Annotated in this window: 22 protein-coding genes; 5 read left to right on the top strand and 17 right to left on the bottom strand. The window is 71.9% G+C overall.

The annotated features are described in order from the left end of the window. Positions 1–10: 10 nt before the first annotated feature. The 4 genes from ACFLFB_RS15870 (at position 11) to ACFLFB_RS15885 (ending at position 3,119) form a co-directional block, all read left to right on the top strand. Entirely contained in the window at positions 11–1,087 is a 1,077-nt protein-coding gene (locus ACFLFB_RS15870) for a 2-oxoacid:ferredoxin oxidoreductase subunit beta (protein ID WP_392545434.1), read from the top strand. 17 nt (positions 1,088–1,104) lie between these two features. Beyond that, positions 1,105–2,061, top strand: a complete 957-nt coding sequence (gene rarD, locus ACFLFB_RS15875) for an EamA family transporter RarD (RefSeq protein ID WP_392543137.1) — start codon at positions 1,105–1,107, stop codon at positions 2,059–2,061. 39 nt (positions 2,062–2,100) lie between these two features. Then, positions 2,101–2,697: a GNAT family N-acetyltransferase gene (locus tag ACFLFB_RS15880; RefSeq protein ID WP_392543138.1), complete on the top strand. Its 597-nt coding sequence runs from the start codon at positions 2,101–2,103 to the stop codon at positions 2,695–2,697. A gap of 143 nt (positions 2,698–2,840) precedes the next feature. After that, on the top strand, positions 2,841–3,119 hold the full coding sequence (locus ACFLFB_RS15885) for a hypothetical protein (RefSeq protein ID WP_392543139.1): 279 nt from the start codon (positions 2,841–2,843) through the stop codon (positions 3,117–3,119). 74 nt (positions 3,120–3,193) lie between these two features. Here the strand turns inward: ACFLFB_RS15885 and ACFLFB_RS15890 are convergent, their stop codons facing one another. Genes ACFLFB_RS15890 through ACFLFB_RS15900 form a run of 3 tightly spaced genes read right to left on the bottom strand, consistent with a single transcriptional unit; the run spans position 3,194 to position 6,202 of the window. After that, positions 3,194–3,694: a nitroreductase/quinone reductase family protein gene (locus ACFLFB_RS15890; RefSeq protein ID WP_392543140.1), complete on the bottom strand. Its 501-nt coding sequence runs from the start codon at positions 3,692–3,694 to the stop codon at positions 3,194–3,196. A 58-nt stretch (positions 3,695–3,752) separates the two neighbouring features. Further along, complete coding sequence (locus ACFLFB_RS15895) at positions 3,753–5,060, bottom strand: D-arabinono-1,4-lactone oxidase (RefSeq protein ID WP_392543141.1); 1,308 nt, start codon at positions 5,058–5,060, stop codon at positions 3,753–3,755. After that, positions 5,057–6,202 carry an alanine racemase gene (locus ACFLFB_RS15900; protein ID WP_392543142.1) on the bottom strand — a complete coding sequence of 382 codons (1,146 nt, stop codon included), beginning with the start codon at positions 6,200–6,202 and terminating at the stop codon, positions 5,057–5,059. Before ACFLFB_RS15900 ends, ACFLFB_RS15895 begins: the two co-directional genes overlap by 4 nt. A gap of 28 nt (positions 6,203–6,230) precedes the next feature. On the opposite strand from ACFLFB_RS15900, the gene ACFLFB_RS15905 reads away from it, so the two are divergent. After that, the gene (locus tag ACFLFB_RS15905) at positions 6,231–7,556 is read left to right on the top strand and encodes an MFS transporter (RefSeq protein WP_392543143.1); all 1,326 of its coding nucleotides are present in this window, start codon (positions 6,231–6,233) and stop codon (positions 7,554–7,556) included. Here ACFLFB_RS15905 and ACFLFB_RS15910 read toward each other — a convergent pair. The 14 genes from ACFLFB_RS15910 to ACFLFB_RS15975 are packed head-to-tail and all read right to left on the bottom strand — an operon-like array spanning position 7,540 to position 24,173. Next, positions 7,540–8,556 (bottom strand): polyprenyl synthetase family protein, encoded by a 1,017-nt coding sequence (locus tag ACFLFB_RS15910; RefSeq protein WP_392543144.1) that lies wholly within the window; start codon positions 8,554–8,556, stop codon positions 7,540–7,542. The two genes, ACFLFB_RS15905 and ACFLFB_RS15910, sit on opposite strands and share 17 nt — an antisense overlap. A gap of 5 nt (positions 8,557–8,561) precedes the next feature. Then, positions 8,562–10,061, bottom strand: coding sequence for an NADH-quinone oxidoreductase subunit NuoN (nuoN, locus tag ACFLFB_RS15915; protein ID WP_392545435.1), 1,500 nt, complete (start codon positions 10,059–10,061; stop codon positions 8,562–8,564). A 44-nt stretch (positions 10,062–10,105) separates the two neighbouring features. Further along, entirely contained in the window at positions 10,106–11,644 is a 1,539-nt protein-coding gene (locus ACFLFB_RS15920; protein WP_392543145.1) for an NADH-quinone oxidoreductase subunit M, read from the bottom strand. Then, positions 11,641–13,575 (bottom strand): NADH-quinone oxidoreductase subunit L, encoded by a 1,935-nt coding sequence (nuoL, locus tag ACFLFB_RS15925; RefSeq protein ID WP_392543146.1) that lies wholly within the window; start codon positions 13,573–13,575, stop codon positions 11,641–11,643. Before nuoL ends, ACFLFB_RS15920 begins: the two co-directional genes overlap by 4 nt. A 9-nt stretch (positions 13,576–13,584) precedes the next feature. Then, positions 13,585–13,884 (bottom strand): NADH-quinone oxidoreductase subunit NuoK, encoded by a 300-nt coding sequence (gene nuoK / locus ACFLFB_RS15930; protein ID WP_392543147.1) that lies wholly within the window; start codon positions 13,882–13,884, stop codon positions 13,585–13,587. Then, the gene (locus tag ACFLFB_RS15935) at positions 13,881–14,651 is read right to left on the bottom strand and encodes an NADH-quinone oxidoreductase subunit J (RefSeq protein ID WP_392543148.1); all 771 of its coding nucleotides are present in this window, start codon (positions 14,649–14,651) and stop codon (positions 13,881–13,883) included. Before ACFLFB_RS15935 ends, nuoK begins: the two co-directional genes overlap by 4 nt. Further along, complete coding sequence (nuoI, locus tag ACFLFB_RS15940; RefSeq protein ID WP_392543149.1) at positions 14,648–15,262, bottom strand: NADH-quinone oxidoreductase subunit NuoI; 615 nt, start codon at positions 15,260–15,262, stop codon at positions 14,648–14,650. The genes ACFLFB_RS15935 and nuoI overlap by 4 nt, the downstream gene beginning before the upstream one ends. Then, positions 15,255–16,640 carry an NADH-quinone oxidoreductase subunit NuoH gene (gene nuoH / locus ACFLFB_RS15945; RefSeq protein WP_392543150.1) on the bottom strand — a complete coding sequence of 462 codons (1,386 nt, stop codon included), beginning with the start codon at positions 16,638–16,640 and terminating at the stop codon, positions 15,255–15,257. The genes nuoI and nuoH overlap by 8 nt, the downstream gene beginning before the upstream one ends. Beyond that, positions 16,637–19,123 (bottom strand): NADH-quinone oxidoreductase subunit G, encoded by a 2,487-nt coding sequence (locus ACFLFB_RS15950; protein WP_392543151.1) that lies wholly within the window; start codon positions 19,121–19,123, stop codon positions 16,637–16,639. The genes nuoH and ACFLFB_RS15950 overlap by 4 nt, the downstream gene beginning before the upstream one ends. Beyond that, entirely contained in the window at positions 19,120–20,442 is a 1,323-nt protein-coding gene (nuoF, locus tag ACFLFB_RS15955; protein WP_392543152.1) for an NADH-quinone oxidoreductase subunit NuoF, read from the bottom strand. The genes ACFLFB_RS15950 and nuoF overlap by 4 nt, the downstream gene beginning before the upstream one ends. Next, positions 20,442–21,341 carry an NADH-quinone oxidoreductase subunit NuoE gene (gene nuoE, locus ACFLFB_RS15960; protein ID WP_392543153.1) on the bottom strand — a complete coding sequence of 300 codons (900 nt, stop codon included), beginning with the start codon at positions 21,339–21,341 and terminating at the stop codon, positions 20,442–20,444. Before nuoE ends, nuoF begins: the two co-directional genes overlap by 1 nt. Next, a complete protein-coding gene (locus tag ACFLFB_RS15965; RefSeq protein ID WP_392543154.1) occupies positions 21,341–22,732 on the bottom strand; it encodes an NADH-quinone oxidoreductase subunit D in 1,392 nt (463 codons plus the stop codon). The genes nuoE and ACFLFB_RS15965 overlap by 1 nt, the downstream gene beginning before the upstream one ends. Beyond that, positions 22,732–23,577 carry an NADH-quinone oxidoreductase subunit C gene (locus tag ACFLFB_RS15970; RefSeq protein ID WP_392543155.1) on the bottom strand — a complete coding sequence of 282 codons (846 nt, stop codon included), beginning with the start codon at positions 23,575–23,577 and terminating at the stop codon, positions 22,732–22,734. The genes ACFLFB_RS15965 and ACFLFB_RS15970 overlap by 1 nt, the downstream gene beginning before the upstream one ends. Next, the gene (locus ACFLFB_RS15975; protein ID WP_392543156.1) at positions 23,574–24,173 is read right to left on the bottom strand and encodes a NuoB/complex I 20 kDa subunit family protein; all 600 of its coding nucleotides are present in this window, start codon (positions 24,171–24,173) and stop codon (positions 23,574–23,576) included. The genes ACFLFB_RS15970 and ACFLFB_RS15975 overlap by 4 nt, the downstream gene beginning before the upstream one ends. Position 24,174 lies beyond the last annotated feature (1 nt).

Raw genomic sequence — 24,174 nt, forward strand, 5'->3', positions numbered from 1 at the left:
CGAGCTGGGGATGCCCACGAGCGGCATCCAGCACGTCCCCCACCTGCCCGACGACGCCGCGACGCAGACCAAGCGCGACTTCACCTCCGACCAGGAGGTCCGCTGGTGCCCCGGCTGCGGCGACTACGTCATCCTCGCCGCGGTCCAGTCGTTCCTGCCCGAGCTCGGCCTCAAGCGCGAGAACATCGTCTTCGTCTCCGGCATCGGCTGCTCGAGCCGCTTCCCGTACTACCTCGACACGTACGGCATGCACTCGATCCACGGGCGCGCCCCCGCCATCGCCACCGGGCTCGCGACCTCCCGCCCGGACCTGTCGGTGTGGGTCGTCACCGGCGACGGCGACGCCCTCTCCATCGGCGGCAACCACCTCATCCACGCGCTGCGCCGCAACGTCAACATGACGATCCTGCTGTTCAACAACCAGATCTACGGGCTCACCAAGGGCCAGTACTCGCCCACCTCGAAGGTCGGGCAGGTCACCAAGTCCAGCCCGATGGGCTCCGTCGACAGCCCGTTCAACCCCGTGTCGCTGGCGCTGGGCGCCGAGGCGACCTTCGTCGCCCGGGCGATGGAGTCCGACCGCGCCGAGCTGACGACCATCCTGCGTGCGGCCGCCGAGCACCGCGGCACCGCGCTCGTGGAGATCTACCAGAACTGCCCGATCTTCAACGACGGCGCCTTCGAGGTCCTCAAGGACCGCAGCCAGCAGGAGGCGCGCATCGTGCGCCTGCGCACCGGCGAGGCCGTCACGGTCGGGGTCGAGGACGACCGCAAGGTCCTCGTGCGCCAGGGCTCGGGCGTCATGAAGTTCATCGCCGAGTCGGCCGCAGAGACGGGTGAGAAGGGTGCCGTCGTCGTGCACGACCCGACCCTGGACGACCCGTCGCAGGCGTTCCAGCTCTCGCGCCTGGACACCCCGGAGATGACCCACGTCCCCATGGGCATCTTCCGCCAGGTGTCGCGGCCCACCTACGACGACCTCGTGCGCGCCCAGGTCGACGCCGCGGTCGACACCGCCGGCGGCCCGGCCACCGACGACGACCTCACCGACCTGCTGCGCGGACGCGACACCTGGACCGTGGAGTGACCGCGACGCGCTCACCCGTGTCCAGCGCGGTGGGTGGCGACGACGGCGAGCTGCGGCGCGGGACGATCTTCGGCTTCCTCGCGTACGGCATCTGGGGGATGTTCCCCCTGTACTTCGCGGCGCTCGCCCCGGCCGGTGCGTGGGAGATCCTCGCCCACCGCATCCTGTGGACCCTCGGGGTCTGCGTCGTGGTGCTGGTGGCCGTGCGCGACCTGTCGTGGATCCGCCCGTTCCTCGCCAACCGGCGGCTCGTCGCCGGCATCACGCTCGCCGCCGTCCTCATCGCGGCGAACTGGGTCATCTACGTGCTGGCCGTGCTCACCGGCCGCACCTACGAGGCGGCGCTGGGCTACTTCCTCAACCCGATCGTCACCGTGGGGCTCGGCGTGCTCGTCCTCGGCGAACGGCTGCGGCGGATGCAGTGGGCCGCGGTCGCGGTGGGGGCCGTGGCCTCGGTGTACCTCGCGGTCGCCGGTGGGGTGGTGCCGTGGATCCCGCTGGCGCTGGCGTTCTCGTTCGGGCTGTACGGGCTGACCAAGAAGAAGGTGGGTGCGAGCCTGCAGGCGATGCACTCCCTCGCGGCGGAGACGGCGGTGCTCGCCCCCGTGGCGGTCGTCGTGCTGGTGGTCATCGGGCTGGCCGGCACCACGACGTTCACGGGCCACGGCGGCGGGCACACGACCCTGCTCGTGCTCACGGGGATCGTCACGGCGGTCCCGCTGCTGCTCTTCGCGGCGGCGGCGCGGCGCATCCCGCTCGTCACCGTGGGGCTGATCCAGTTCATCACCCCGGTGCTCCAGCTCATCGTCGGCGTGGCCGTGCTCGGCGAGCACGTGACGCCGCGCTTGTGGGTCGGCTTCGGGATCGTGTGGCTCGCGCTCGTGCTGCTCACCGTCGACTCCCTGCGCACCGCGCAGTCCAACCGCAAGATCCTGCGCGCCACCGCCTCCGAGGCCCCCGAGCCCTGCCCCTGAGCGGTTGCGCAGGGGCCGATCGGGTCTAGGTTGCCGGGCATGGACGACGTCACGATCAGGTCGCTCACCCCGGAGACGTTCGACGACTTCGCCGCCCTCGTCGAGCGCACCAAGGGCATGTTCGCGAGCTGCTGGTGCACCTGGTTCCACCCCGACGACCGCGACCCGGACACCACCACCGAGGACAACCGGACGTTCAAGAAGCGACGCGTCGACGAGGGGATCGCGCACGCCGCGCTCGTCTACGACGGCGACCTCGCCATCGCCTGGGCCGAGTACGGGACGCCCGAGGAGCTCCCCGGCATCCACCACCGCAAGGAGTACCTCGCGACCGCCGAGCGGCTGCCCGACTACCGGGTCACCTGCATCCAGGTGGAGAAGGCCCACCGCGGCAAGGGCCTGGCGTCGGTCGCGCTGCGCGGCGCGGTCGACCTCATCGCGCAGGCGGGCGGCGGCGTGGTCGAGGGCTACCCGCACGACACCGGCGGCATCCGGAAGAAGAACTCGTCCTTCCTCTACAACGGCACCCGCACGATGTACGAGCGCGAGGGGTTCACCTACGACCGCCCCAAGGGGATGGGCAACTGCGTCATGGTGCGGACGGTGGCCCCGAGCCGGAGGCGCCGAGGCGGCTGACCCCGGCTCGCGGCCCCTGACCGATCACCCGACCGGCCCTCCTCCCTTTGACGCGGGTGTCCGACCCATCACCCGATGCTCCGCGGCGGCCGACAGGAGTTGTCTGGAGGGACCGACACCCGACCTCCCGAAAGGCTGGACCGATGGTGGACCCGACACCCGTGACGTTCCCTGACCCCGTGGCCACCTGCACGGTCGACGCCGTCCACCGCCGCGACCACCACCACGACGGGGTCGGGGAGGCCTGCCACCCCCACCTGGTCGAGGTCGTCCACCTCGGCCGCCGAGCCGTGGTGGTGTGCCACGACTGCCAACGGGACTCGGGCTTCCTCCCCGAGCGGGACGCCGACCGGATGGCGTCGGCCCACCGCGAGGAGACCGCCGGCGACGGCGACGTCACCTTCGCCACCCAGGTGGCCTGAGACCCCCCGCGCCGGGCTTCTGCGCCGTCACAGGGATGACGCAGAACCTCCGCGGTGACGCAGGTGTACCTGCGTCACCGGCGATCGTCTGCGTCATCGGCGTGACGACGCGGGTCCGTCGGCTCGAGGACGACGACGGCGGTCCGGGTGGAGCGCAGCGCCGCGTAGCCGTCGAGCTTCGGGTCGATTTCGCGCCACCGCGCCCAGAGGCGCTCGCGCTCGGCCCCCTCGGCGGGCCGACCACGCACCCGGAGGCCACCGGAGCGCAGGACGGCCTCCGCCTCCGGGTTCGCCAGGAGGTTCAGCCACCACGCGGGCTCCCCCTCGCCCCACCCGTTCATCGCCAGCGTCACGAGGTTGGGCCCGTCCTCGACGTACCCGAGGATGACGGCGCGCGGCTGGCCCGAGCGCCGGCCGGTCGTCGTGAGGCGGAGGGTCCCCCACGCTCCCGGCTTGGAGCGCCACAGGCCGAGGCGACCGGCCGTAACGCGGTACAGCGCGCGGTGCACGTGCCAGGCCCCGACGACCACCCACCGGGGTGGGATCCGCGCCGCCTTCTCGCGCCCAGCCGCCATGGCCGCACCTCCGCTCGAGCCCGACCCTAAACCCGGGGTGAACGGCCGGGGAAGGGCCTCAGGAGCCGAGGAGGTCGCGCACGTGGTCGTTGGTGAAACGGCGGTGCGGGTCGACCCGGTCGCGGACGGCGAGGACGTCGTCGAACCGCGGGTACAGCTCCCGCAGTGGGTCGGCGCGCAGGGTGTGGACCTTGCCCCAGTGCGGGCGCCCCTCGTGCTCGGCGACGATCGCCTCGAAGGCGGCGAACAGCGCGCGGGGGTCCATCCGGTGGTACTGGTGGACCGCGACGTAGGCGTTCTCGCGCTCGTGCGCGGTGGAGAGCCACACGCCGTCCGTGCCCGTGAAGCGCACCTCCACCGGGAAGGGCACCGGCTCGCGGGTGCGGTCGAACCAGGCGCGCAGCTCGCCGAGCACCGCCTCCACGGCATGCCGGGGAACCGCGTACTCGCTCTCGACGAAGCGGACCTCGCGCGCCGAGCAGAACACCTTCCACGAGTCGTCGGTGAACTCCCGGGCGCCGAGGACGCGCGCGGCCATCCGGTTGACCGTGGGCGTCAGGCCGGGGCGTCGCGCCACCACCCGGTTGAGGCCCTCGAAGACCCGGTTGCTGAGGAGGTCGTCGTCGAGCCGGGCCCGCCACGCGGGCAGCGCGGGTGGCCCCTCGCCCGCGCCGACGACGTCGTTGCGCTTGACCAGGCAGCGGTCGGTGTGGGGGAACCAGTGCACGTCGAGGTGGTCGTGCGCGTCGGCCTCCTCCTGGATCCTCGGCAGCAGCGTGGACAGCGCCGCGCTGCCCTCCTTGGCGTGCAGGCGGAACGCGGGCACGCACTGGAGCTCGACCTCGACGACCACCCCCAGCGCGCCCAGCCCCACCCGGGCCGCCTCGAACAGGTCGGCCTCCTCCTGCGCGGAGCACCGGACGACCGACCCGTCGGCGAGGACGAGCGTGAGGCCGCGAACGGCCGCCGCGATCCCCTGCCGCCGCACGCCGGTGCCGTGGGTCCCGGTGGCGATGGCGCCGGAGATGGTCTGGCGGTCGATGTCGCCGAGGTTGGGCAGGGCGAGGCCGAGGGCCTGCAGGGCCGGGTTGAGCTCGTGCAGCGGCGTGCCGGCCGCGACCCGCACCCGCCGGGTGTCGAGGTCGACGCCCGTGACACCTCGCAGCCCGTCGACGCGCAGCAGCACCCCGTCGGTCGCGACGAGCGGGGTGAACGAGTGGCCGGTCCCCGCGACCCGCACGACCGCGCCGTCACGCCCGGCCCGGCCCACGGCGGCCACGACGTCGTCCACGGAGGACGCCAGCACCACCTCCGCCGGACGAGCCGTGACGTTGCCGGCCCAGTTCGCCCAGGTCTGCGGCGTCATCCGAAGTTCTTCCCTTCCCCGCGGTACGACGGCACCGCGTCGACGAGCCCGCCGCCCTGCACGAGGTGCACGGTGTCGAAGCGCTCGAGCAGCTCGCCCGCCTTCGCGCCGCGCAGCCAGACCCGGTCGCCCAGCGCCAGGCCGTCGGCGTCCTCCCCCGTCAGCGGTGTCTGGACCTCGCCCGTGCCCTCGGTGCGGACCAGCGCCAGCGCCCGGCTCACCGGCGACGCCACGCGCGACCACCCCGGCTGCCCGCTCGCCACGTAGCCCCCGCCGTACGCCGTGACGACCCCCGGCGCCGGTCGCCGCACCACCGGCACCGCGTAGGCCATCGCGGGCCGGGGCGTGAAGCCGTCGTACCCGTCGAACAGGGTGGGGCCGTAGAGCCCCGAGCCGGCCGCCAGCTCGGTGACCACCCGGTCGTCGCCGAAGCGGTGCAGGCTGCCGGTGCCACCCGCGTTGACGAAGCGCAGGTCGGCCTCGGTGCGCACGGCCTCGACGACCGCCTGCCGCCGCTCGCGCAGGTCGCGCAGCGAGCGCTGCTTGAGGACGCGCACGTGCGGCCCCGCGTCGGGAAGCCCCGCCACCTGGGCGTCGTAGAACATCACCCCGCGCACGTCGAGGCCCACGCCGAGCGCCGCCCGCACCACCGTGAGCGCCTCGGCCGGCGTCCGCGTGGGCGACCGGCGCACCCCGAGGTGCAGCCGGCCCACGCGCAGGGAGGCGTCGACGTCGAGCGCCACCCCCAGCCCGGCGACATCCTCACCCAGCGCGTCGCGCAGGAACCGCACGTGCTCCACCGAGTCGATGGTGACGGTCACCTCCCGCCGCAGGTCCTCCGACGCGGCCACCTCCGCCAGGGCCGGGACGTCGACCGACGGGTACGCCACGAACACGTCGCGCACCCCGGCCGTGGCCAGCCACACCGCCTCCGGCACCGCGTAACCCATGACCCCGGCGAACCCCGGTCGGGCCAACACGCGGTCGAGCAGCGCCCGGCACCGCACCGACTTCGACGCCACCCGCACCGGCAGCCCACCGGCCCGGCGGACGAGGTCGTCGGCGTTGGCGTCGAAGGCGTCGAGGTCGACGGCCACCAGCGGTGCCCGCACTGCGGACGTCGCACTCTCCCACGGGTTCACGAGCCGACCCTAGTGCGAGACTGACCCCGTGACCGAGGACCTCGACTCCTACGTCGGGGACCCGCCCCGCACCCGCTGGCACCGCGCCTGGCTCATCGCCGCCGTCACCCTCGGCGCCCTCGTCGCCGCGGCCGCGTTCCGCTCCTCCACCGGCGTCCTCCTCGAGCCGGTCGAGGCCGAGTTCGGCTGGTCGCGCGCCACGACCTCCGGCGCGGTAAGCCTCAACCTCGTCCTCTACGGCCTCACGGCCCCGTTCGCCGCCGCCGTGATGGAGCGCTGGGGCGTGCGCCGCACCGTCACCGCCTCGCTCGTCGTCGTCGGGGTCGCCAGCGGCCTCACCACCCTGATGACCGCGCCGTGGCAGCTCTGGCTGCTCTGGGGCCTGCTCATCGGCATCGGCACCGGGGCGATGGCGCTGGTCCTCGGCGCGATCATCGCCAACCGGTGGTTCCACCGGCACCGGGGCCTGGTCACCGGCATCTTCTCGGCGGCCAACGCCACCGGCCAGCTCGTCTTCCTCCCCGTCATCGCCCGCACCGCCGAGAACAGCGGATGGCGCGCCGCGGCCCTCATCGTGGCCGTGCTCGCGCTCGTCGTGGCCGTGCTCGTCGGGGTGTTCCTGCGCGACCGCCCGCAGGACCACGGGCTCCTCCCCTACGGCCTGGACCCCGGGTCGACCGAGGCGACCACCACCCGCGCGCCGAGCACCGAGTCGCCTGCCGTCGTCGCGATCCGCGTGCTGCGCCAGGCGAGCCGCTCCTGGACCTTCTGGGCGCTCGTCCTCACCTTCTGGGTCTGCGGCTGGTCGACGAACGGCATCATCCAGACCCACTTCATCCCCGCCGCGCACGACCACGGGATGCCGGCCACCACCGCCGCGGGGCTCCTCGCGGTCGTGGGGATCTTCGACATCGCCGGCACCGTCGGCTCGGGCTGGCTCACCGACAAGGTCGACCCCCGCTACCTCCTCGTGGGGTACTACGGCGGGCGCGGCCTGAGCCTGCTCGCCCTCGACGCCGTCCTCGCCCCCGGCGTCGAGCCCGGGATGTGGGTCTTCATCGTCTTCTACGGCCTGGACTGGGTGGCGACCGTGCCACCCACGGTCGCCCTGTGCCGCACCCACTTCGGGCTCGAGCGCTCGGGGGTGGTGTTCGGCTGGGTGTTCGCCTCGCACATGGTGGGCGCCGGGGTCGGCGCGAGCGTCGCGGGCTGGGTGCGCACCAGCCAGGGCGACTACCACTGGGCGTGGCTGTTCGCCGCGGTGCTCTGCTTCGCGGCGGTCGCCCTCGCGCTGTCGATCCCGAGGCGCGCCCCGGCCGACGTCGACGAACCGGCGGTCAGCCGACCCGCGTGACGACCCCGGTCGCCAGCGCGTGCAGCGCGTCCCTGGCGTCGCTGTCGGGCAGCGAGCCCAGCACGTCCTGCGCCTGTCGCGCCACGGCCTCGGTGTGCGCCCGGGCGAGCTCCATCCCGGGGTGCGCGCGCAGCAGGGTCAGCGCCTCGCCGAGCAGCACGTCGGAGGTGAGGTCGCCGGCGAGCAGCTCCTTGAGGCGGTCGTCGGCGGGGTCGGTGGACGCCAGGACGTGCAGGACCGGCAGGGTCCGCTTGCCCTCGCGCAGGTCGGTGCCCGGCGTCTTGCCCGACTCGTCGGCGTCGGACCCGATGTCGATGAGGTCGTCGGCGAGCTGGAACGCCATGCCGAGGCGCTCGCCGTACTCGCGCATGACCTCGACCGTGGCCGCGTCGCAGCCGCCGAACATCGCGCCGTAGCGCGCGGCCGTGGCGATGAGGACGCCGGTCTTGTCGGCGAGGACGCCGAGGTGGTACTCCAGCGGGTCGGCGCCCTCGGGGGCCGGGCGGTCGTCGCGGATCTGGCCCGAGCACAGCCGCACGAAGGTCTGCGCCTGGATCTTCACGGCCTCGGGCCCGAGGTCGGCGACGATGTCGGACGCCGTGCCGAAGAGCAGGTCACCGACGAGGATGGCCGTGGAGTTGCCGAACAGGGCGTTGGCGCTGGGCGCCCCCCGCCGCACGTCGGCCTCGTCCATGACGTCGTCGTGGTACAGCGACGCGAGGTGGGTCAGCTCGACCCCCGCGGCCGCCGCGACGACCTGCGGCGAGGCCCCGCTCCCCAGCTCGGACGCCAGCAGGGTGAGCAGCGGCCGGAACCGCTTGCCACCGGCGGCGGTGAGGTGCGACCCCGCCTGCGCGATGAACGGGTCGTCGTGGTCGACCCGCTGCTCGATGAGCGCGTTGACCGCGGACAGGCCCTCGGCGAGCCGGACCCGCAGGTCCTCGGAGGCGCCGGGGAGCTCGAGCACCGACGGCGTGCCCCGGGTGGGACCCGCGGTCACCCCCGTCACAGGAGGAAGTGGGAGGCCGAGCTCGCCGCGTCGAGCGCCAGCCCCGGCAGCACGCCGGCGAGGACGGTGGCGAGGACGCCGACCGTGATGGCGATGGTGGCGGGCACCGACGGCGTGAGCGCGACGACCTCGTCGTCGGGGGCCTCGGTGAAGTACATGAGCACGATGAGGCGGACGTAGACGAACGCCGTGACCGCCGAGGCGAGCACACCGATGATGACGAGCACCACGCCCGACGTCCCCGACGCCACGGCCGGCGCGAACGCCGCGTACTTCGCCGTGAAGCCCGAGGTGAGCGGGATGCCCGCGAACGCCAGCAGGAGGAACGAGAAGACGCCCGCGACGACCGGGTGGCGACGGCCCAGACCCGCCCACTGCGACAGGTGCGAGGCCTCGGACCCGCCCTGGCGCACCATCGCGATGATGCCGAAGGCGGCGACCGTGGTGAACCCGTAGGTGACGAGGTAGAACATGACCCCGCCGATCGCGGCCTGCGAGAAGGCGAGGACGCCGACGAGGATGAAGCCGGCGTGGGCGACCGAGCTGTAGGCCAGCAGGCGCTTGACGTCGGTCTGGGTGACCGACAGGACCGCGCCGACGACCATCGTCAGGGCCGCGATGGCGGCGATGCCGATCTCCCAGTCCCAGCGGTTGGCACCGACGCCGACGTACAGCAGGCGCAGGATCGCGCCGAACGCGGCGAGCTTGGTGCAGGCGGCCATGAAGCCGGTGACCGGGGTCGGGGCGCCCTGGTAGGCGTCGGGGGTCCACGAGTGGAACGGCACGGCGCCGACCTTGAACAGCAGGCCCACGAGGGTGAGGACGACACCGGGCAGGAGCAGCCCGTCGAGGTCACCCGACGAGGTGCTGATGGCGGTGCTGATCTCCTTGAGGTCGCTGGACCCGGCGTAGCCGAAGAGCAGCGCCGCCCCGAAGAGGAAGAACGCCGACGAGAAGGCCCCGAGGAGGAAGTACTTCAGCGCGGCCTCCTGCGAGAGCAGGCGACGGCGGCGGGCCAGGCCCGTCATCACGTAGAGCGGCAGCGAGAGGACCTCGAGGCCGACGAACATCGTGATGAGGTCGTTGGCGCTGACGAAGACGAGCATGCCCAGGACCGCGAACAGGGTCAGCGGGAAGACCTCGGAGGTGGCGTACCCGGCGCGGGTGGCGACGTCCTCCTGGGTCGACCCGGGCGTGGAGGCGCCCATCGGCGTGAACGCGTCGGCCCCGACTCCTCCGAACCGCTCGGCCATGATGAGCACCGAGATGGCCGCGAGAAGGAGCAGCGAGCCCTGGAGGAAGACGGTGACGCCGTCGACGGCGACCGACCCGCTGAGGGTGATGGTCTCGTTCTTGCGGGTCCACAGCACGAGCAGGAGGAAGGCCAGCACGAGGGTGGCCACGGTGAGGACGACCTGCGCCCCGTGGCGGGACCGCCGCGGCGCGAACGCCTCGACGAGGACCCCGATGATGGCGCCGAGCGCGACGACGAGCATCGGCGCCACCGCGGCGTACGAGATGTCGATGGTCAGGGTCGGCGTCACTGGGCGCTCCCGGGGGCGTTGGCCGGGGCGGGGTCGGTGACGCCGACGAACTGCAGCGTCCGGTCCACGGCCGGGTTGACGAGGTCGAGCACGGGCTTCGGGAAGAACCCGAGGAGGAGGAACGACGCGATGATCGGCGCGACGACGAGCTTCTCGCGCATCGAGAGGTCCGGCGGCGCCTCGCCCTCGGCGAAGTGCGGCCTGGGCCCGGTCATGAGGCGCTGGTACATGAGCAGGATGTAGAGCGCGGCGAGGACGATGCCGATGGCCGCGATCACCGCCGCCCAGCGGTAGCGCATGAAGGTGCCCTGCAGGACGAGGAACTCCGAGACGAAGGACGACAGGCCGGGCAGCGCCAGGCTCGACAGGCCCACGACGAGGAAGGTGCCGGCGAGCACGGGCGTGACCCGCTGCCAGCCGCCGTAGTCGGGGATCCGCTTGCTGCCGCGCCGCGACACGAGGAACCCGGCGAGGAGGAAGAGCCCGGCCGTGGAGAAGCCGTGGTTGACCATGTAGAGGGTCGACCCGGCGCCGCCGACGCTCGTCAGGGCGAAGATGCCCAGGACGATGAAGCCGAAGTGGCTGATCGAGGTGAAGGCGATGAGCCGCATCATGTCGGTCTGGCCGATCGCGAGCAGGGCCCCGTAGACCACCGAGATGACCGCGAGCGTGATGACGACCGGGGTCGCCCACTGCGAGGCCTCCGGGAACAGCTGGAGGCAGAAGCGGATCATCCCGTAGGTGCCGACCTTGTCGAGGACCCCGACGAGGAGCACCGCCGTGGCCGGCCGCGACTCGGCGGCGGCGTCGGGCAGCCAGGTGTGCACCGGCCACATCGGCGCCTTGACGGCGAACGCGATGAAGAAGCCGACGAACATCCAGCGCAGCGCGCCGGTGCTGGCGTCGAGGTTGCCGGTGAGCGACTCGACGAGGAAGCCCTGCTCGCCTCCCGGACCCGCGACGTACACGGCGATGACGGCGACGAGCATGACGAGCCCGCCGGCGAGGGAGAACAGGAGGAACTTCACCGCGGCGTACTGGCGGCGCGGGCCGCCGAACAGCCCGATGAGGAAGTACACCGGGATGAGCATCGCCTCGAAGAAGACGTAGAACAGGAAGACGTCGGTGGCGGCGAAGACGCCGACCATGAACGCCTCGAGGACGAGCATCAGGGCGAAGTACCGCTTGGTGCGCCCGTGGTCCTCCTCGTCGACGTCCTTCCACGCGGCCAGCAGGCACACGGGGGTGAGGATCGTCGCCATGACGATGAGCGAGAGCGCGATGCCGTCGACGCCGAGCGCGTAGGACACCCCGAACTGCGGGATCCACGCGTGGACCTCGGCCAGCTGGAACTGGGTCGTGCTGCCGTTGTCGAAGCGGGCCCAGGCCACGACGGCGAGGAGCAGCGTGACGAGCGAGAACCCGAGGGCGACCGGCTTGGCCAACCGCGCCGAGCCCGTGGGCAGCGCGGCCACGACGACCGCGCCGACGAGCGGCACGACCAACATGAGGGTCAGCAGGGGCAGGGAGTTCACTGGATCACCCACAGAGCACCGAGGACGGCGACGACGCCGGTGAGCATCGTCAGGGCATACGAGCGGGCGTACCCGGTCTGGACGCGGCGCAGCCTGGAGGACAGGCCGCCCACGAGCGCGGCGAGGCCGCCGGTGGCGCCGTCGATCCCGCGGGCGTCGGCGAACACCAGCCCGCGGGTCAGGTGGATGCCGGGTCGCATGAACAGCCCCTCGTTGACGGCGTCCTGGTACAGGTCCTGGCGGGCGGCGCGGGTGAGCACCGAGCCCTTGGGTGCGACCTCGGGCACGTCGTCGCGGCCGTAGCGAAGCCACGCGAACGTGGCGCCGGCGGCGACGAGAGCGAGGGTCAGGCCCATGATGAGCGCGACCGGGATGACCGGGTGCTCCTCACCGTGGGCGCCGACCACCGGCTCGAGCCAGTGGGTGAACAGGCCCGTGGGGCCGAGCACCAGGCCGAGGAACGCCGAGCCGACCGCGAGGACGACCATCGGGACGGTCATCGTCTTCGGCGACTCGTGCGGGTGGTACTCGTGCTCGTCCCAGCGGCGCTCGCCGTGGAAGGTCATGAAGAACAGGCGCGACATGTAGAACGCGGTGATGCCGGCGCCGATGAGCGCGGCACCGCCGAGCACCCACGGCTTCCAGCCCTCGCCGACGAACGCGGCCTCGATGACCTTGTCCTTGGACCAGAAGCCCGAGAACGGCGGGACGCCGAGGATGGCCAGCCAGCCCAGGGCGAAGGTGGCCCAGGTGACCTTCATCGTCGTGGACAGGCCGCCGAAGCGGCGCATGTTGACCTCGTCCTTCATGCCGTGCATGACCGAGCCGGCACCGAGGAACATGCCGGCCTTGAAGAAGCCGTGCGTGAGCAGGTGGAAGATCGCGAAGGCGTACCCGACCGGGCCCAGGCCCGCGGCGAGCATCATGTAGCCGATCTGGCTCATCGTGGAGGCCGCGAGGGCCTTCTTGATGTCGTCCTTCGCGCAGCCGACGATCGCCCCGAAGACGAGCGTCACCGCTCCGACGAGCGCGACGGCGGTCTGCGCGTCCGGGGCGGCGGTGTAGATGACGTTGGAGCGCACCACGAGGTAGACGCCGGCGGTGACCATCGTCGCCGCGTGGATGAGCGCCGACACGGGGGTCGGGCCGGCCATGGCGTCACCGAGCCAGGACTGCAGCGGGAACTGCGCGGACTTGCCGCAGGCGCCGACGAGGAGCAGCAGGCCCACCGCGGTGAGCGCGCCCTGGTTGGCGGTGGCGACGCCCGCGTTGACCGTGGCGTAGTCGACGCCGCCGAAGGTGACGAACATCAGCATGATCGCGATCGACAGGCCGAGGTCGCCGACGCGGTTGACGAAGAACGCCTTGTTCGCGGCCGTGGCGTACGCCGGGTTGTGGTTCCAGAACCCGATGAGCAGGTACGAGGCCAGGCCCACGCCCTCCCAGCCGACGAAGAGCAGCAGGTAGGAGTCGGCGAGGACGAGCACCAGCATCGACGCGACGAACAGGTTGAGGTAGGCGAAGAAGCGTCGCTTGTCGGGGTCGTGCTCCATGTACCCGATCGAGTACACGTGGATGAGCGAGCCGACGAAGGTGATGAGCATGACGAAGCTCATCGACAGCGGGTCGACGAGCAGCCCGAGGTCGAGCTGGAAGGCGCCCGCGGGCACCCAGCTCCACAGCCCGAGGTGCTGGGCCCGCTGCTCGGGGTCGAGGCCGACGAGCTGGAGGAGCACGACCGCGCCGACGACGAAGGAGCCCCAGGACAGCCCGGTGGCGAGCAGCGGCCCGAACCCGTTGGTCCTCCTCCCGCCGAGCAGGAGGACGGCGGCGCCGATCAGCGGCAGCGCGACGAGGAGCCAGGCGACGCCGGCCGCTCCGCTCGCGTCGACCGCGGCCAGCCCGCTGTCCGCGGTGATGAGTGAGGTCACTGGTGCTCCTTACAGCTTCAGCAGGTTCGCGTCGTCGACCGAGGCCGACCGGCGGGACCGGAAGATCGCCATGATGATCGCGAGGCCGACGACGACCTCCGCGGCGGCGACGACCATGACGAAGAGGGCCAGGACCTGACCGTTGAGGTTCCCGTACAGGCGGGCGAAGGTCACGAAGACGAGGTTGGCCGCGTTGAGCATGAGCTCGACGCCCATGAACACGATGATCGCGTTGCGGCGGGTCAGCACCGTGGCGCCGCCGATGACGAACAGCACGGTGGCCAGGTAGACGTAGTTGAGCAGGCTCATCGCTCACTCCCCTCGCGCAGGTCGCGCTCGATCTCGGCCTCGTTCTCGCGGTACAGCTCGGGTGAGGTGTTCTGCTCGCGGGCGGTGAGAACGCGCGAGACCGACAGCTCGGAGGGGCTGCCGTCGGGGAGCAGGGCGGGGGTGTCGACGGCGTTGTGCCGCGCGTAGACGCCGGGCGCCGGCAGGCCCGCGAGGTTCTCGCCCTCGCGGAAGCGGCGCTTGCTCCACTCCTTCTGGTTCGGGCCCTTGCCCAAGCGCTCGCGGTGCGCGAGGACCATGGCGCCCAGGGCCGCGGTGATGAGCAGCGCGCTCGTCATCTCGAAGACCCAGACGTAGCGGCCGAAGATCAGCTGGGCGACGCCGGTGACGTTGCCGGTCTGCGCGTTGACCGCCTCGACGCCGACCGTCTCGGGCAGGGTCACCCGGCCGATGAGCGCGCCGAGCAGGCCGCCCAGGCCCAGGCTCAGCACGACCGTGGCCCAGCGCTGCCCGGTGAGGGTCTCGACGAGGCTGTCGGAGGAGTCGACGCCGACGAGCATGAGGACGAAGAGGAAGAGCATCATGACCGCGCCGGTGTAGACGAAGATCTGGATGACGCCGAGGAAGTCGGCCCCCTGGGTGATGTAGAAGACGCCGAGGACGATCATGGTCATCGCCATGCCCAGGGCGGCGTGCACCGCCTTGCGGGCGAACACCAGGCCGAGGGCGCCGAGCACCGACAGGGGCCCGAGCACCCAGAAGAGCACCGCCTCACCGCTGCTGGTCACGAGGTCACCTCCGCGTCGTCGGTGCGGGCGTGGGCGGCGACGTACTCGCGCTGGGCGTCGGTGGCCGCCGAGACCTTCCCGAGGTAGTAGTCGCGCTCCTCGAGGCCGTCGGCCATGGGGAACGGCGGGGTGAGCATGCCCGGCTGCACCGGCGCGAGGAGCTGGTCCTTGGTGAAGATCAGCGCGGCGCGGTTGTTGTCGGCGAGCTCGTACTCGTTGGTCATCGTCAGCGCCCGGGTGGGGCAGGCCTCGATGCACAGCCCGCAGAAGATGCAGCGCAGGTAGTTGATCTGGTAGACGCGGCCGTAGCGCTCCCCCGGGCTGAAGCGGCCCTCGCCGCCCTCGGAGTCGTCGTTGGTCGCGCCCTCGACGAGGATCGCGTCGGCCGGGCAGGCCCACGCGCACAGCTCGCAGCCGACGCACTTCTCCAGGCCGTCGGGGTGCCGGTTGAGCTGGTGGCGGCCGTGGAAGCGCGGCTGGGTGGGGCGCTTCTCCTCCGGGTACTCCTCGGTGACGACCTTGCGGAACATCGTCGAGAAGGTGACCCCGAAGCCACCGACGGGGGCGAACAGGTCGGAGAAGAAGCCGGGCTTCTTCTGCTCGTCAGCCACGGGTGGCCTCCTTGGTGTCGCGACCGGACTCGAGGGCCGGGGCGGTGAGCGAGGGCTCGCGCAGGCGCTGACCGGGCAGCGGCGGCACGGGGAAACCCCCGGCGAACGGGTCGATCTCGTCGGGCACGGTGGGGTGCAGCGAGGCCTCCTTGGCCTCCGCGCGGCGGTCCCACACCCATCCGGCGACGAGCGCGAGGACGGCGATGACGCCGACGAGGAGCAGGGAGCTGCCCGGGAAGGTCCGGCCCGCGATGCGCAGGTCGCCGAACCAGTCGAGCCAGCCGTTCTGCCCGGCACGGAACAGGGCGATGAGGACGACCCACGACAGGGTGGCGGGGATGAGGAACTTCCACCCGAAGCGCATGAACTGGTCGTACCGGACGCGGGGCAGCGAGCCGCGCAGCCAGACGAACACGAACATGAACATCCACAGCTTGAAGGTGAACCAGAAGATGCCCCACCAGCCGGTGGCGAACATCCCGTCGGCGATGAGCGAGACGCCGGGGGGCGCCGCGTAGCCGCCGAGGAACATCGTCGTGGCCAGGGCCGCGACGGTGAACATGTTGATGTACTCGCCGAGGAAGAACATCGCGAAGCGCATCGAGCCGTACTCGGTGTGGAAGCCACCGGTGAGCTCGCCCTCGCCCTCGGCGAGGTCGAACGGCAGGCGGTTGGTCTCGCCGACCATCGTGATGACGTAGACGAAGAAGCTGAAGAACGCGGGGATGACGAACCACAGGTCGCGCTGGGCGGCGACGATCTGCGAGGTCGACATCGACCCGGCGTAGAGGAAGACGCCGACGAGCGAGAGGCCCATCGCGATCTCGTAGGAGATCATCTGCGCCGAGCTGCGCAGGCCACCGATGAGGGGGTAGGTCGAGCCCGAGCTCCAGCCCGCGAGCACGACGCCGTAGATGCCCACGCCGGCGACGGCGAGGACGAGGAGCACGGCGACCGGGGTGTCGGTGAGCTGCAGGGGCGTGGTGTGGCCGAACATGCTGACCTGGCCGCCCAACGGCATGATCGCGAACGAGACGAACGCCATCGTCGCGGTGATGAGTGGCGCGAGCGTGAACACGACGACGTCGGCGGCCTTCGGGCGGACGTCCTCCTTGAGCATCGACTTCATGCCGTCGGCGAGGGTCTGCAGCAGGCCGAAGGGGCCGTTGCGGTTCGGGCCGGGACGCTGCTGCATCCGGCCGATGACGCGGCGCTCGAACCAGATGACGAGCAGGGTCGACAGGAGCAGGTAGACGAAGATGACCAGCGCCTTGACGAGCGACAGCCACAGCGGGGTGTCGCTGAAGTCGGCGGTGGGGTTGTCGGTGCCCGCGGTGGCGAGCGTGGCGACCTGCGGCAGTGCCAGCAGCGTGCTCATGCCTGCCCCTCCTTCGTGACGGAGACGAGCGCTCCCGGTGCACCCTCGAGCGCGGCCCGCAGGTCGGACCCGGTGGAGTTGGTGGGGAGCCACACGACGTGGTCGGCCATCTCGGAGACGAGGACCGGTGCAGTGACCGTGGTGGCGCCCACCGTGACGGCGAGGTGGTCGCCGTCGACGACGCCGACCGACTCGGCGGTGGCGGCCGAGACACGGGCGACCGGCCTGGGTGCCGTGCCGGCGAGGAACGGCTCGCCGTCCTGCAGCGACCCGTGGTCGAGCAGGTGGCGCCAGGTGGCGAGGACGAGGGTGCCGGGCTCGACGCTCGGGACCTCACCGGCCTCGACGGACGGGGAGGCCGGACGGGCGCCGGCCCAGGGGCCGAGCTCCTCCATCTCGGCACGGACCTCGCGCAGCGTGCGCGTGCCGAGGAACTCGCCGAGCTCGTCGGCGAGCATGTCCAGCGCGCGGTAGTCGCTGACGTAGCCGGTGTCGAGGGCGGCCTCGAAGAGGCGCACGCGCCCCTCCCAGTCGACGAACGTGCCGCCCTTCTCGGCGTGCGCCGCGACGGGCAGGACGACGTCGGCGACCGCGGTGACCGCCGAGGGGCGGATCTCGAGGGAGACGACGAACGGCGCCGCGAGGGCCTCGGCGGCGCCGGCGAGACCGAGGTCGGCGGGGTCGACCCCACCGACGACGAGCGCGTCGACCTCACCGGAGGCCGCGGCGGCGACGATGGCGGCGGTGTCGCGACCGGCCGCCTCGGGCAGCGACGCGACGCCCCAGGCCTGCGCGACCTCGGCGCGGGCCGCGCCGTCGGCGACGGGACGGCCGCCGGGCAGGAGGGTGGGCAGCGCACCGGCCTCGAGCGCACCGCGCTCACCGGCGCGGCGGGGAACCCAGGCCAGGCGGGCGCCGGTGGCCTCGGCCAGCGCGGCCGCGGCGCTGAGCCCACCGGGGACGGTGGCCAGGCGCTCGCCGACGAGGACGACGGCGTTCTCGCGCAGGGCGCGGCCGGCCTCGGCAACGACCTCGGTGCCCGAACCGGCGCCGAGGGCCCGCAGGACCTCGGGCTCGGTGCCGGGCGCCGTGGGGATGAGCGTGCCGCCCATCTTGGCCAGGCCGCGGGTGGCGACCGGCGAGACGGCGAAGACGCGGGTGCGGTTCCTGCGGAACGCCTTGCGCAGGCGCAGGAAGACGATCGGGCTCTCGTCCTCGGGCTCGAACCCGACGAGGAGGACCGAGGCGGCGTGCTCGAGGTCGGCGTAGGTGACCGCCCCACCCTCGGGGCCGGTGGCGACGACGTGGGAGGCGAGGAAGTCGGCCTCCTCCGCCGAGTGCGGGCGGGCCCGGAAGTCGACGTCGTTGGTGCCGAGCACCGTGCGCGCGAACTTGCCGTAGGCGTAGGCGTCCTCGGCGCTGACGCGACCGCCGACGAGGACCGACGCGGCGGTGGCCGCCTTCAGCCCGGCGGCAGCGGCCTCGAGGGCCTCGCGCCACGACACGACGCGCAGCTCGCCGTCGGCGCCGCGGACCTGCGGCAGCTCGAGGCGGTCACCGACGGTGGTGTACGCGAAGGCCCAGCGGCCCTTGTCGCAGTTCCACTCCTCGTTGACGGCCGGGTCGTTGACGGCCATGCGGCGCAGCACGGTGCCGCGGCGGTGGTCGGTGCGGGTGGAGCAGCCGCTGGCGCAGTGCTCGCAGGTGCTCGGGGTCGACACGAGGTCGAAGGGGCGGCTGCGGAAGCGGTAGGCCGAGCCGGTGAGGGCGCCGACCGGGCAGATCTGCACGGTGTTGCCCGAGAAGTAGCTCTCGAACGGCTTCTCCTCGTAGATGCCGACCTGCTGCAGCGCGCCGCGCTCGACGAGGGCGATGAACGGGTCGCCCGCGATCTGCTCGGAGAAGCGGGTGCACCGGGCGCAGAGCACGCAGCGCTCGCGGTCGAGGAGGACCTGCGAGGAGATCTTCACCGGCTTGGGGTAGGTCCGCTTGACGTCCTCGAAGCGCGAGGTGGAGCGGCCGTTGCTCATCGCCTGGTTCTGCAGGGGGCACTCGCCGCCCTTGTCGCAGACCGGGCAGTCGAGCGGGTGGTTGATGAGCAGGAGCTCCATGACGCCCTGCTGCGCCTTGTCGGCGGCCTCGGACGTGTACTGCGTCTTGACGACCATGCCCGGGGCGACGGTCATCGTGCACGAGGCCTGGGGCTTCATCCGGCCGGGAGGGCCCTGCATCTGGCGGGCCTCGCCGGGGGTCCCGTCGGGTCCGGGCGGGCCGGGCATCCAGACCTCGACGAGGCACTGGCGGCAGGCGCCGACGGGGTCGAGACCGGGGTGGTCGCAGAACCGCGGGATCTCGATGCCGACGTGCTCGGCGGCGCGGATGATGAGGGTCCCCTTGGGCACCGACACCTCGACGTCGTCGATCGTCAGCGTCACCAGGTCGGCGGCCGGAGGGGCCTTGACCTTCTCGGGCGTGGTCGTCATGCGGTCACGCTTTCCTTCTCGTCCTTGGCGAAGAGCGTCGACGCGTGCCGGTCGAACGGGCAGCCGCCGTGCGTGAGGTGGGCGACGTACTCGTCGCGGAAGTACTGGATCGAGCTCGTGATGGGGCTCGTCGCGCCGTCACCGAGGGCGCAGAAGCTGCGGCCGAGGATGTTGTCGCAGATGTCGAGGAGCTTGTCGAGGTCCTCCTCGCTGCCCTCGCCCTGCTCGAGCCGGCCGAGGATCTGCTTGAGCCACCAGGTGCCCTCGCGGCACGGGGTGCACTTGCCGCAGGACTCGTGCTTGTAGAAGTCGGTCCAGCGGTCGACGGCGCGCACGACGCAGACGGTCTCGTCGAAGACCTGGAGGGCGCGGGTGCCGAGCATCGAGCCCGCCGCGCCGACCGACTCGAAGTCGAGCGGGACGTCGAGGTGCTGGTCGGTGAACAGCGGGGTCGAGCTGCCGCCGGGCGTCCAGAACTTGATCGCCTTGTCGGGATCGCGCATGCCGCCGGCCATGTCGAGCAGCTCGCGCATGGTGATGCCGAGCGGGGCCTCGAACTGGCCGGGGTTCTTCACGTGACCGGAGAGGCTGAAGATGCCGAAGCCGGTGGACTTCTCGGTGCCCATGCCGGTGAACCAGTCGACGCCCTCGAGGATGATCCCGGGGACCGAGGCGATGGACTCGACGTTGTTGACCGAGGTGGGGCGGGCGTACAGGCCGGCCGCACCAGGGAACGGCGGCTTGCTGCGGGGCTGGCCGCGGCGTCCCTCGAGGCTGTCGAGGAGCGCGGTCTCCTCGCCGCAGATGTAGGCGCCGGCGCCGGCGTGCACGGTGATGTCGAGGTTGACCCCGGTGCCGTGGACGTCCTTGCCGAGGTGTCCGGCCGCGTAGGCCTCCTCGACCGCGCGCAGGAGGCGGCGGTAGACGTGGACGACCTCGCCGCGCAGGTAGATGAAGGCGTGCTCGCAGCCGATCGCGAACGAGGAGATCGCCACGCCCTCGATGAGGACGTGCGGGTTCGCCATCATCAGCGGGATGTCCTTGCAGGTGCCCGGCTCGGACTCGTCGGCGTTGACGACGAGGTAGCGGGCGCCGCCGTCCGGCGGGGCCATGAACGACCACTTCATGCCGGTGGGGAAGCCGGCGCCGCCACGGCCGCGCAGGCTGGAGTCCTTGACCGCCTGGATGATGGCGGCCGGCTCCATGCCCAGGGCCTTGTCGAGCGCCTCGTAGCCGCGGTTGGCCGTGTAGGTCTCGAGGGTCCAGGACCTCTCGTCGTCCCAGAAGGCGCTGAGGATCGGGGTGAGCGTGGTCGCCATCACGAGTCCTTCTTTGTGCGGGTCGCGCGCTTCGGCTTCTCCTCGGCGGGCGCGTCGTCGGCGCCGTCCTCGACGGCGGCCGGCTCGGCCTTGGTGGCCTTGGCGTCGTCGCTGGCGGGGGTGACCTCGGTGTTGCCGGGGGTGGTCGGGGCGGCGGCGCCGCCGGCGGAGGCGGAGGTGGCGCCCGCGGGGGCGGTCCAGCCCTTCTCCTTGGCCAGCTTCAGGCCGACGAGCGAGGCGGGTCCGGCGCCCACGCCCTCGTCGGCCAGGCCGTCGTGGAAGCCGGCGAGCACGCGGCTGACCTGCTTGAAGGTGCAGACCCTGTTGGGACCGCGCGTGGGGCGCACGTCGTTGCCCGCGCGCAGCTCGTCGACGAGGTCGATGGTGGAGGCGGGGGTCTGGTTGTCGAAGAACTCCCAGTTCGCCATGACGACCGGGGCGTAGTCGCACGCCGCGTTGCACTCGACCCGCTCGAGGGTGATCTTGCCGTCGTCGGTGGTCTCGTCGTGGCCGACGCCGAGGTGCTCGGAGACCGCGTCCCAGATCTCGTCGCCGCCCATGACGGCGCACAGGGTGTTGGTGCAGACGCCCACCGTGTACTCGCCGTTGGGGTGGCGCTTGTACTGCGTGTAGAACGTCGCGACGCCCGACACCTCGGCGGTGGTGAGGTCGAGGATGTCGGCGCACAGGTCGATGCCGCGGCCGGTGACGTAGCCGTCGACCGACTGCACGAGGTGGAGCAGCGGCAGCAGGGCCGAGCGCTTCTCCGGGTAGCGGGCGACCACCTCGGCGGCGTCGGCGCGGAACTGCGCCTCGACGTCGTCGGGGTAGCGCGCCTTGGACTCCTCACTGACGGTGAGGTGACCGGAGGCGGTCTGGAGGCCGAAGTCGTGGGCCATCAGCGGTCGACTCCTCCCATGACGGGGTCGATGGAGGCCACGGCGACGATGACGTCGGCGACCTGCGACCCCTCGCACATCGCCGCCACGGCCTGGAGGTTGTTGAAGCTCGGGTCGCGGAAGTGCGCCCGGTACGGGCGGGTGCCGCCGTCGGAGACGGTGTGGCAGCCGAGCTCGCCCTTGGCCGACTCGACGGCCGCGTAGGCCTGGCCGGGCGGGACCCGGAAGCCCTCGGTGACGAGCTTGAAGTGGTGGATGAGGGACTCCATCGAGGAGCCCATGATCTCGCGGATGTGGTCGAGGCTGTTGCCCTGGCCGTCGCCGCCGATGGCCAGCTGGGCCGGCCACGCGATCTTCTTGTCCTCCACCATGACCGGCTGGCCCTCGGTGCGCTGCAGGCGGTCGAGGCACTGCTCGACGATCTTCAGCGACTCGTACATCTCGTCGATGCGCACGCGCAGGCGGTCGTAGGCGTCGGCGCCGGTGCGGGTCTTGACCTCGAAGTCGTAGGTCTCGTAGCCGCAGTACGGGTCGGACTTGCGCAGGTCGTGCGGCAGGCCCGTGGACCGCAGCACCGGGCCGGTGATGCCCAGCGCGATGCAGCCGGTGAGGTCGAGGTAGCCGATGCCGACGGTGCGGCCCTTGAGCAGCGGGTTCTCGTTGAGGAGGAGCTCGAGCTCGTGGAGGCCGCGGCGCAGCTCGGTGATGACCTCGCGGACCATGTCGACCGCGCCGTGCGGGACGTCCTGCGCCACGCCGCCGGGGCGGATGTAGGCGTTGTTCATCCGCAGGCCGGTGATCGCCTCGAACACGCGCAGGATGCGCTCGCGCTCGCGGAAGCCGACGGTCATCACCGTGGTCGCGCCCATCTCCATGCCGCCGGTGCCGAGGCACACGAGGTGGGAGTTGACGCGGGTGAGCTCCATCATCATCACGCGGATGACGTTGGCCCGCTCCGGGATCCGGTCGGTGATGCCGAGGAGCTTCTCGATGGAGAGGCAGTAGGCCGTCTCCTGGAACATCGGCGTGAGGTAGTCCATCCGGGTGCAGAACGTGACGCCCTGCACCCAGGTGCGGAACTCCATGTTCTTCTCGATGCCGGTGTGGAGGTAGCCGATGCCGGCGCGGGCCTCGGTGACCGTCTCGCCGTCGAGCTCGAGGATGAGGCGGAGCACGCCGTGCGTGGACGGGTGCTGCGGGCCCATGTTGACGACGATGCGCTCCTCGTGGAGCGCGGTCGCCTCGTCGACGAGGTCGTTCCAGTCGCCACCGGAGACGGTGAAGACCTTCGCGCCCTCGGCACCGTCGTGGGTGGACGCGCCGTAGGGGTCGACGGTGGGCTCGTCGGCGGCGGACTCGAAGATGTCGGTGTCCTGGTCGTGGGTCGTCATCAGCTGTACGCCCTCCGCTCGTCGGGCGGGGGTACGACGCCGCCCTTGTACTCGACGGGGATGCCGCCGAGGGGGTAGTCCTTGCGCTGCGGGTGGCCCGGCCAGTCGTCGGGCATGAGGATGCGGGTGAGCGCGGGGTGGCCGTCGAAGATGATCCCGAACATGTCCCACGTCTCGCGCTCGTGCCAGTCGTTGCCGGGGTAGACGGCGACGAGCGAGGGGATGTGCGGGTCGGCGTCGGGCGCGGTGACCTCGAGGCGGACGCGGCGGCTGCCGTGGGTGACCGACAGCAGCGGGTAGACCGCGTGGAGCTCGCGGCCCTCCTCGCCCGGGTAGTGGACGCCGGAGACACCCATGCACATCTCGAAGCGCAGCTCGGGGGTGTCGCGCAGGGCACGGGCGACGGCGACGAGGTGCTCGCGGCGGACGAACAGGGTCAGCTCGCCGCGGTCGACGACGACCTTCTCCACGGCCTCGGCGCCCGAGGGGCCGTCGGCCTGCTCGAGGGCGGCGCCGAGGGTGTCGGCGACCTCGTCGAAGTAGGAGCCGTACGGGCGGGCGGACGCGCCGGGGAGGAGCGTGGGGGTGACCAGACCGCCGTAGCCGGAGGTGTCCTGGCCGTCGCGCGGGCCGAACATGCCCCTGCGCTCACCGACGCGGACCGGCTGCTGGTCCTCCTCGGAGAGCTGCTGCCAGGTGGCGATGTTCGCGGTGTGCGCCTGGGTGGAGGCGTCCGGGTCGTCGATCGTGCGCGTCTCCGGGGAGTCGATCTCCAGGTCGGGGACCGCCTGGACGTCGGCGTCCTCGAGCTCCGGCCCGTCGCCGGTCTTCGTCTCGTCGCTCATGCGAGCAGGTTCTTCCCCGCCGGCGCCGCGAGGTGCGCGAGGTGGTCGTGGGTGGGCGCCATCATCGAGGTCGGGGTGGCGCGCAGGGCGGCCTCCTCGGCGGCCCGGGCGGCCGCGATGCGGTTGACGCCGAGCTTGCTGTTCTGGATCTGGTCGTGCAGCTCGATGATCGCGTTGAGCAGCATCTCCGGGCGGGGCGGACAGCCCGGCAGGTAGATGTCGACCGGGATGACGTGGTCGACGCCCTGGACGATCGCGTAGTTGTTGAACATGCCGCCCGAGCTGGCGCACACCCCCATCGAGATGACCCACTTGGGGTTGGGCATCTGGTCGTAGACCTGGCGCACGACGGGGGCCATCTTCTGGCTGACGCGGCCGGCGACGATCATCAGGTCGGCCTGGCGCGGGGTGGCGCTGAAGCGCTCCATGCCGAAGCGGGCGATGTCGTAGTCGGGGGTGCCGACGGCCATCATCTCGATCGCACAACAGGCCAGGCCGAACGTGGCCGGCCAGATCGAGGCCTTGCGCATGTAGCCCGCGACGTTCTCGAGCGTCGTGAGCACGAACCCTGCGGGCAGCTTCTCCTCGAGTCCCATC

Origin of the sequence: Oryzobacter telluris, from assembly GCF_043099285.1 — a bacterium.
In the GTDB taxonomy this organism is placed as follows: domain Bacteria; phylum Actinomycetota; class Actinomycetes; order Actinomycetales; family Dermatophilaceae; genus Oryzobacter; species Oryzobacter telluris.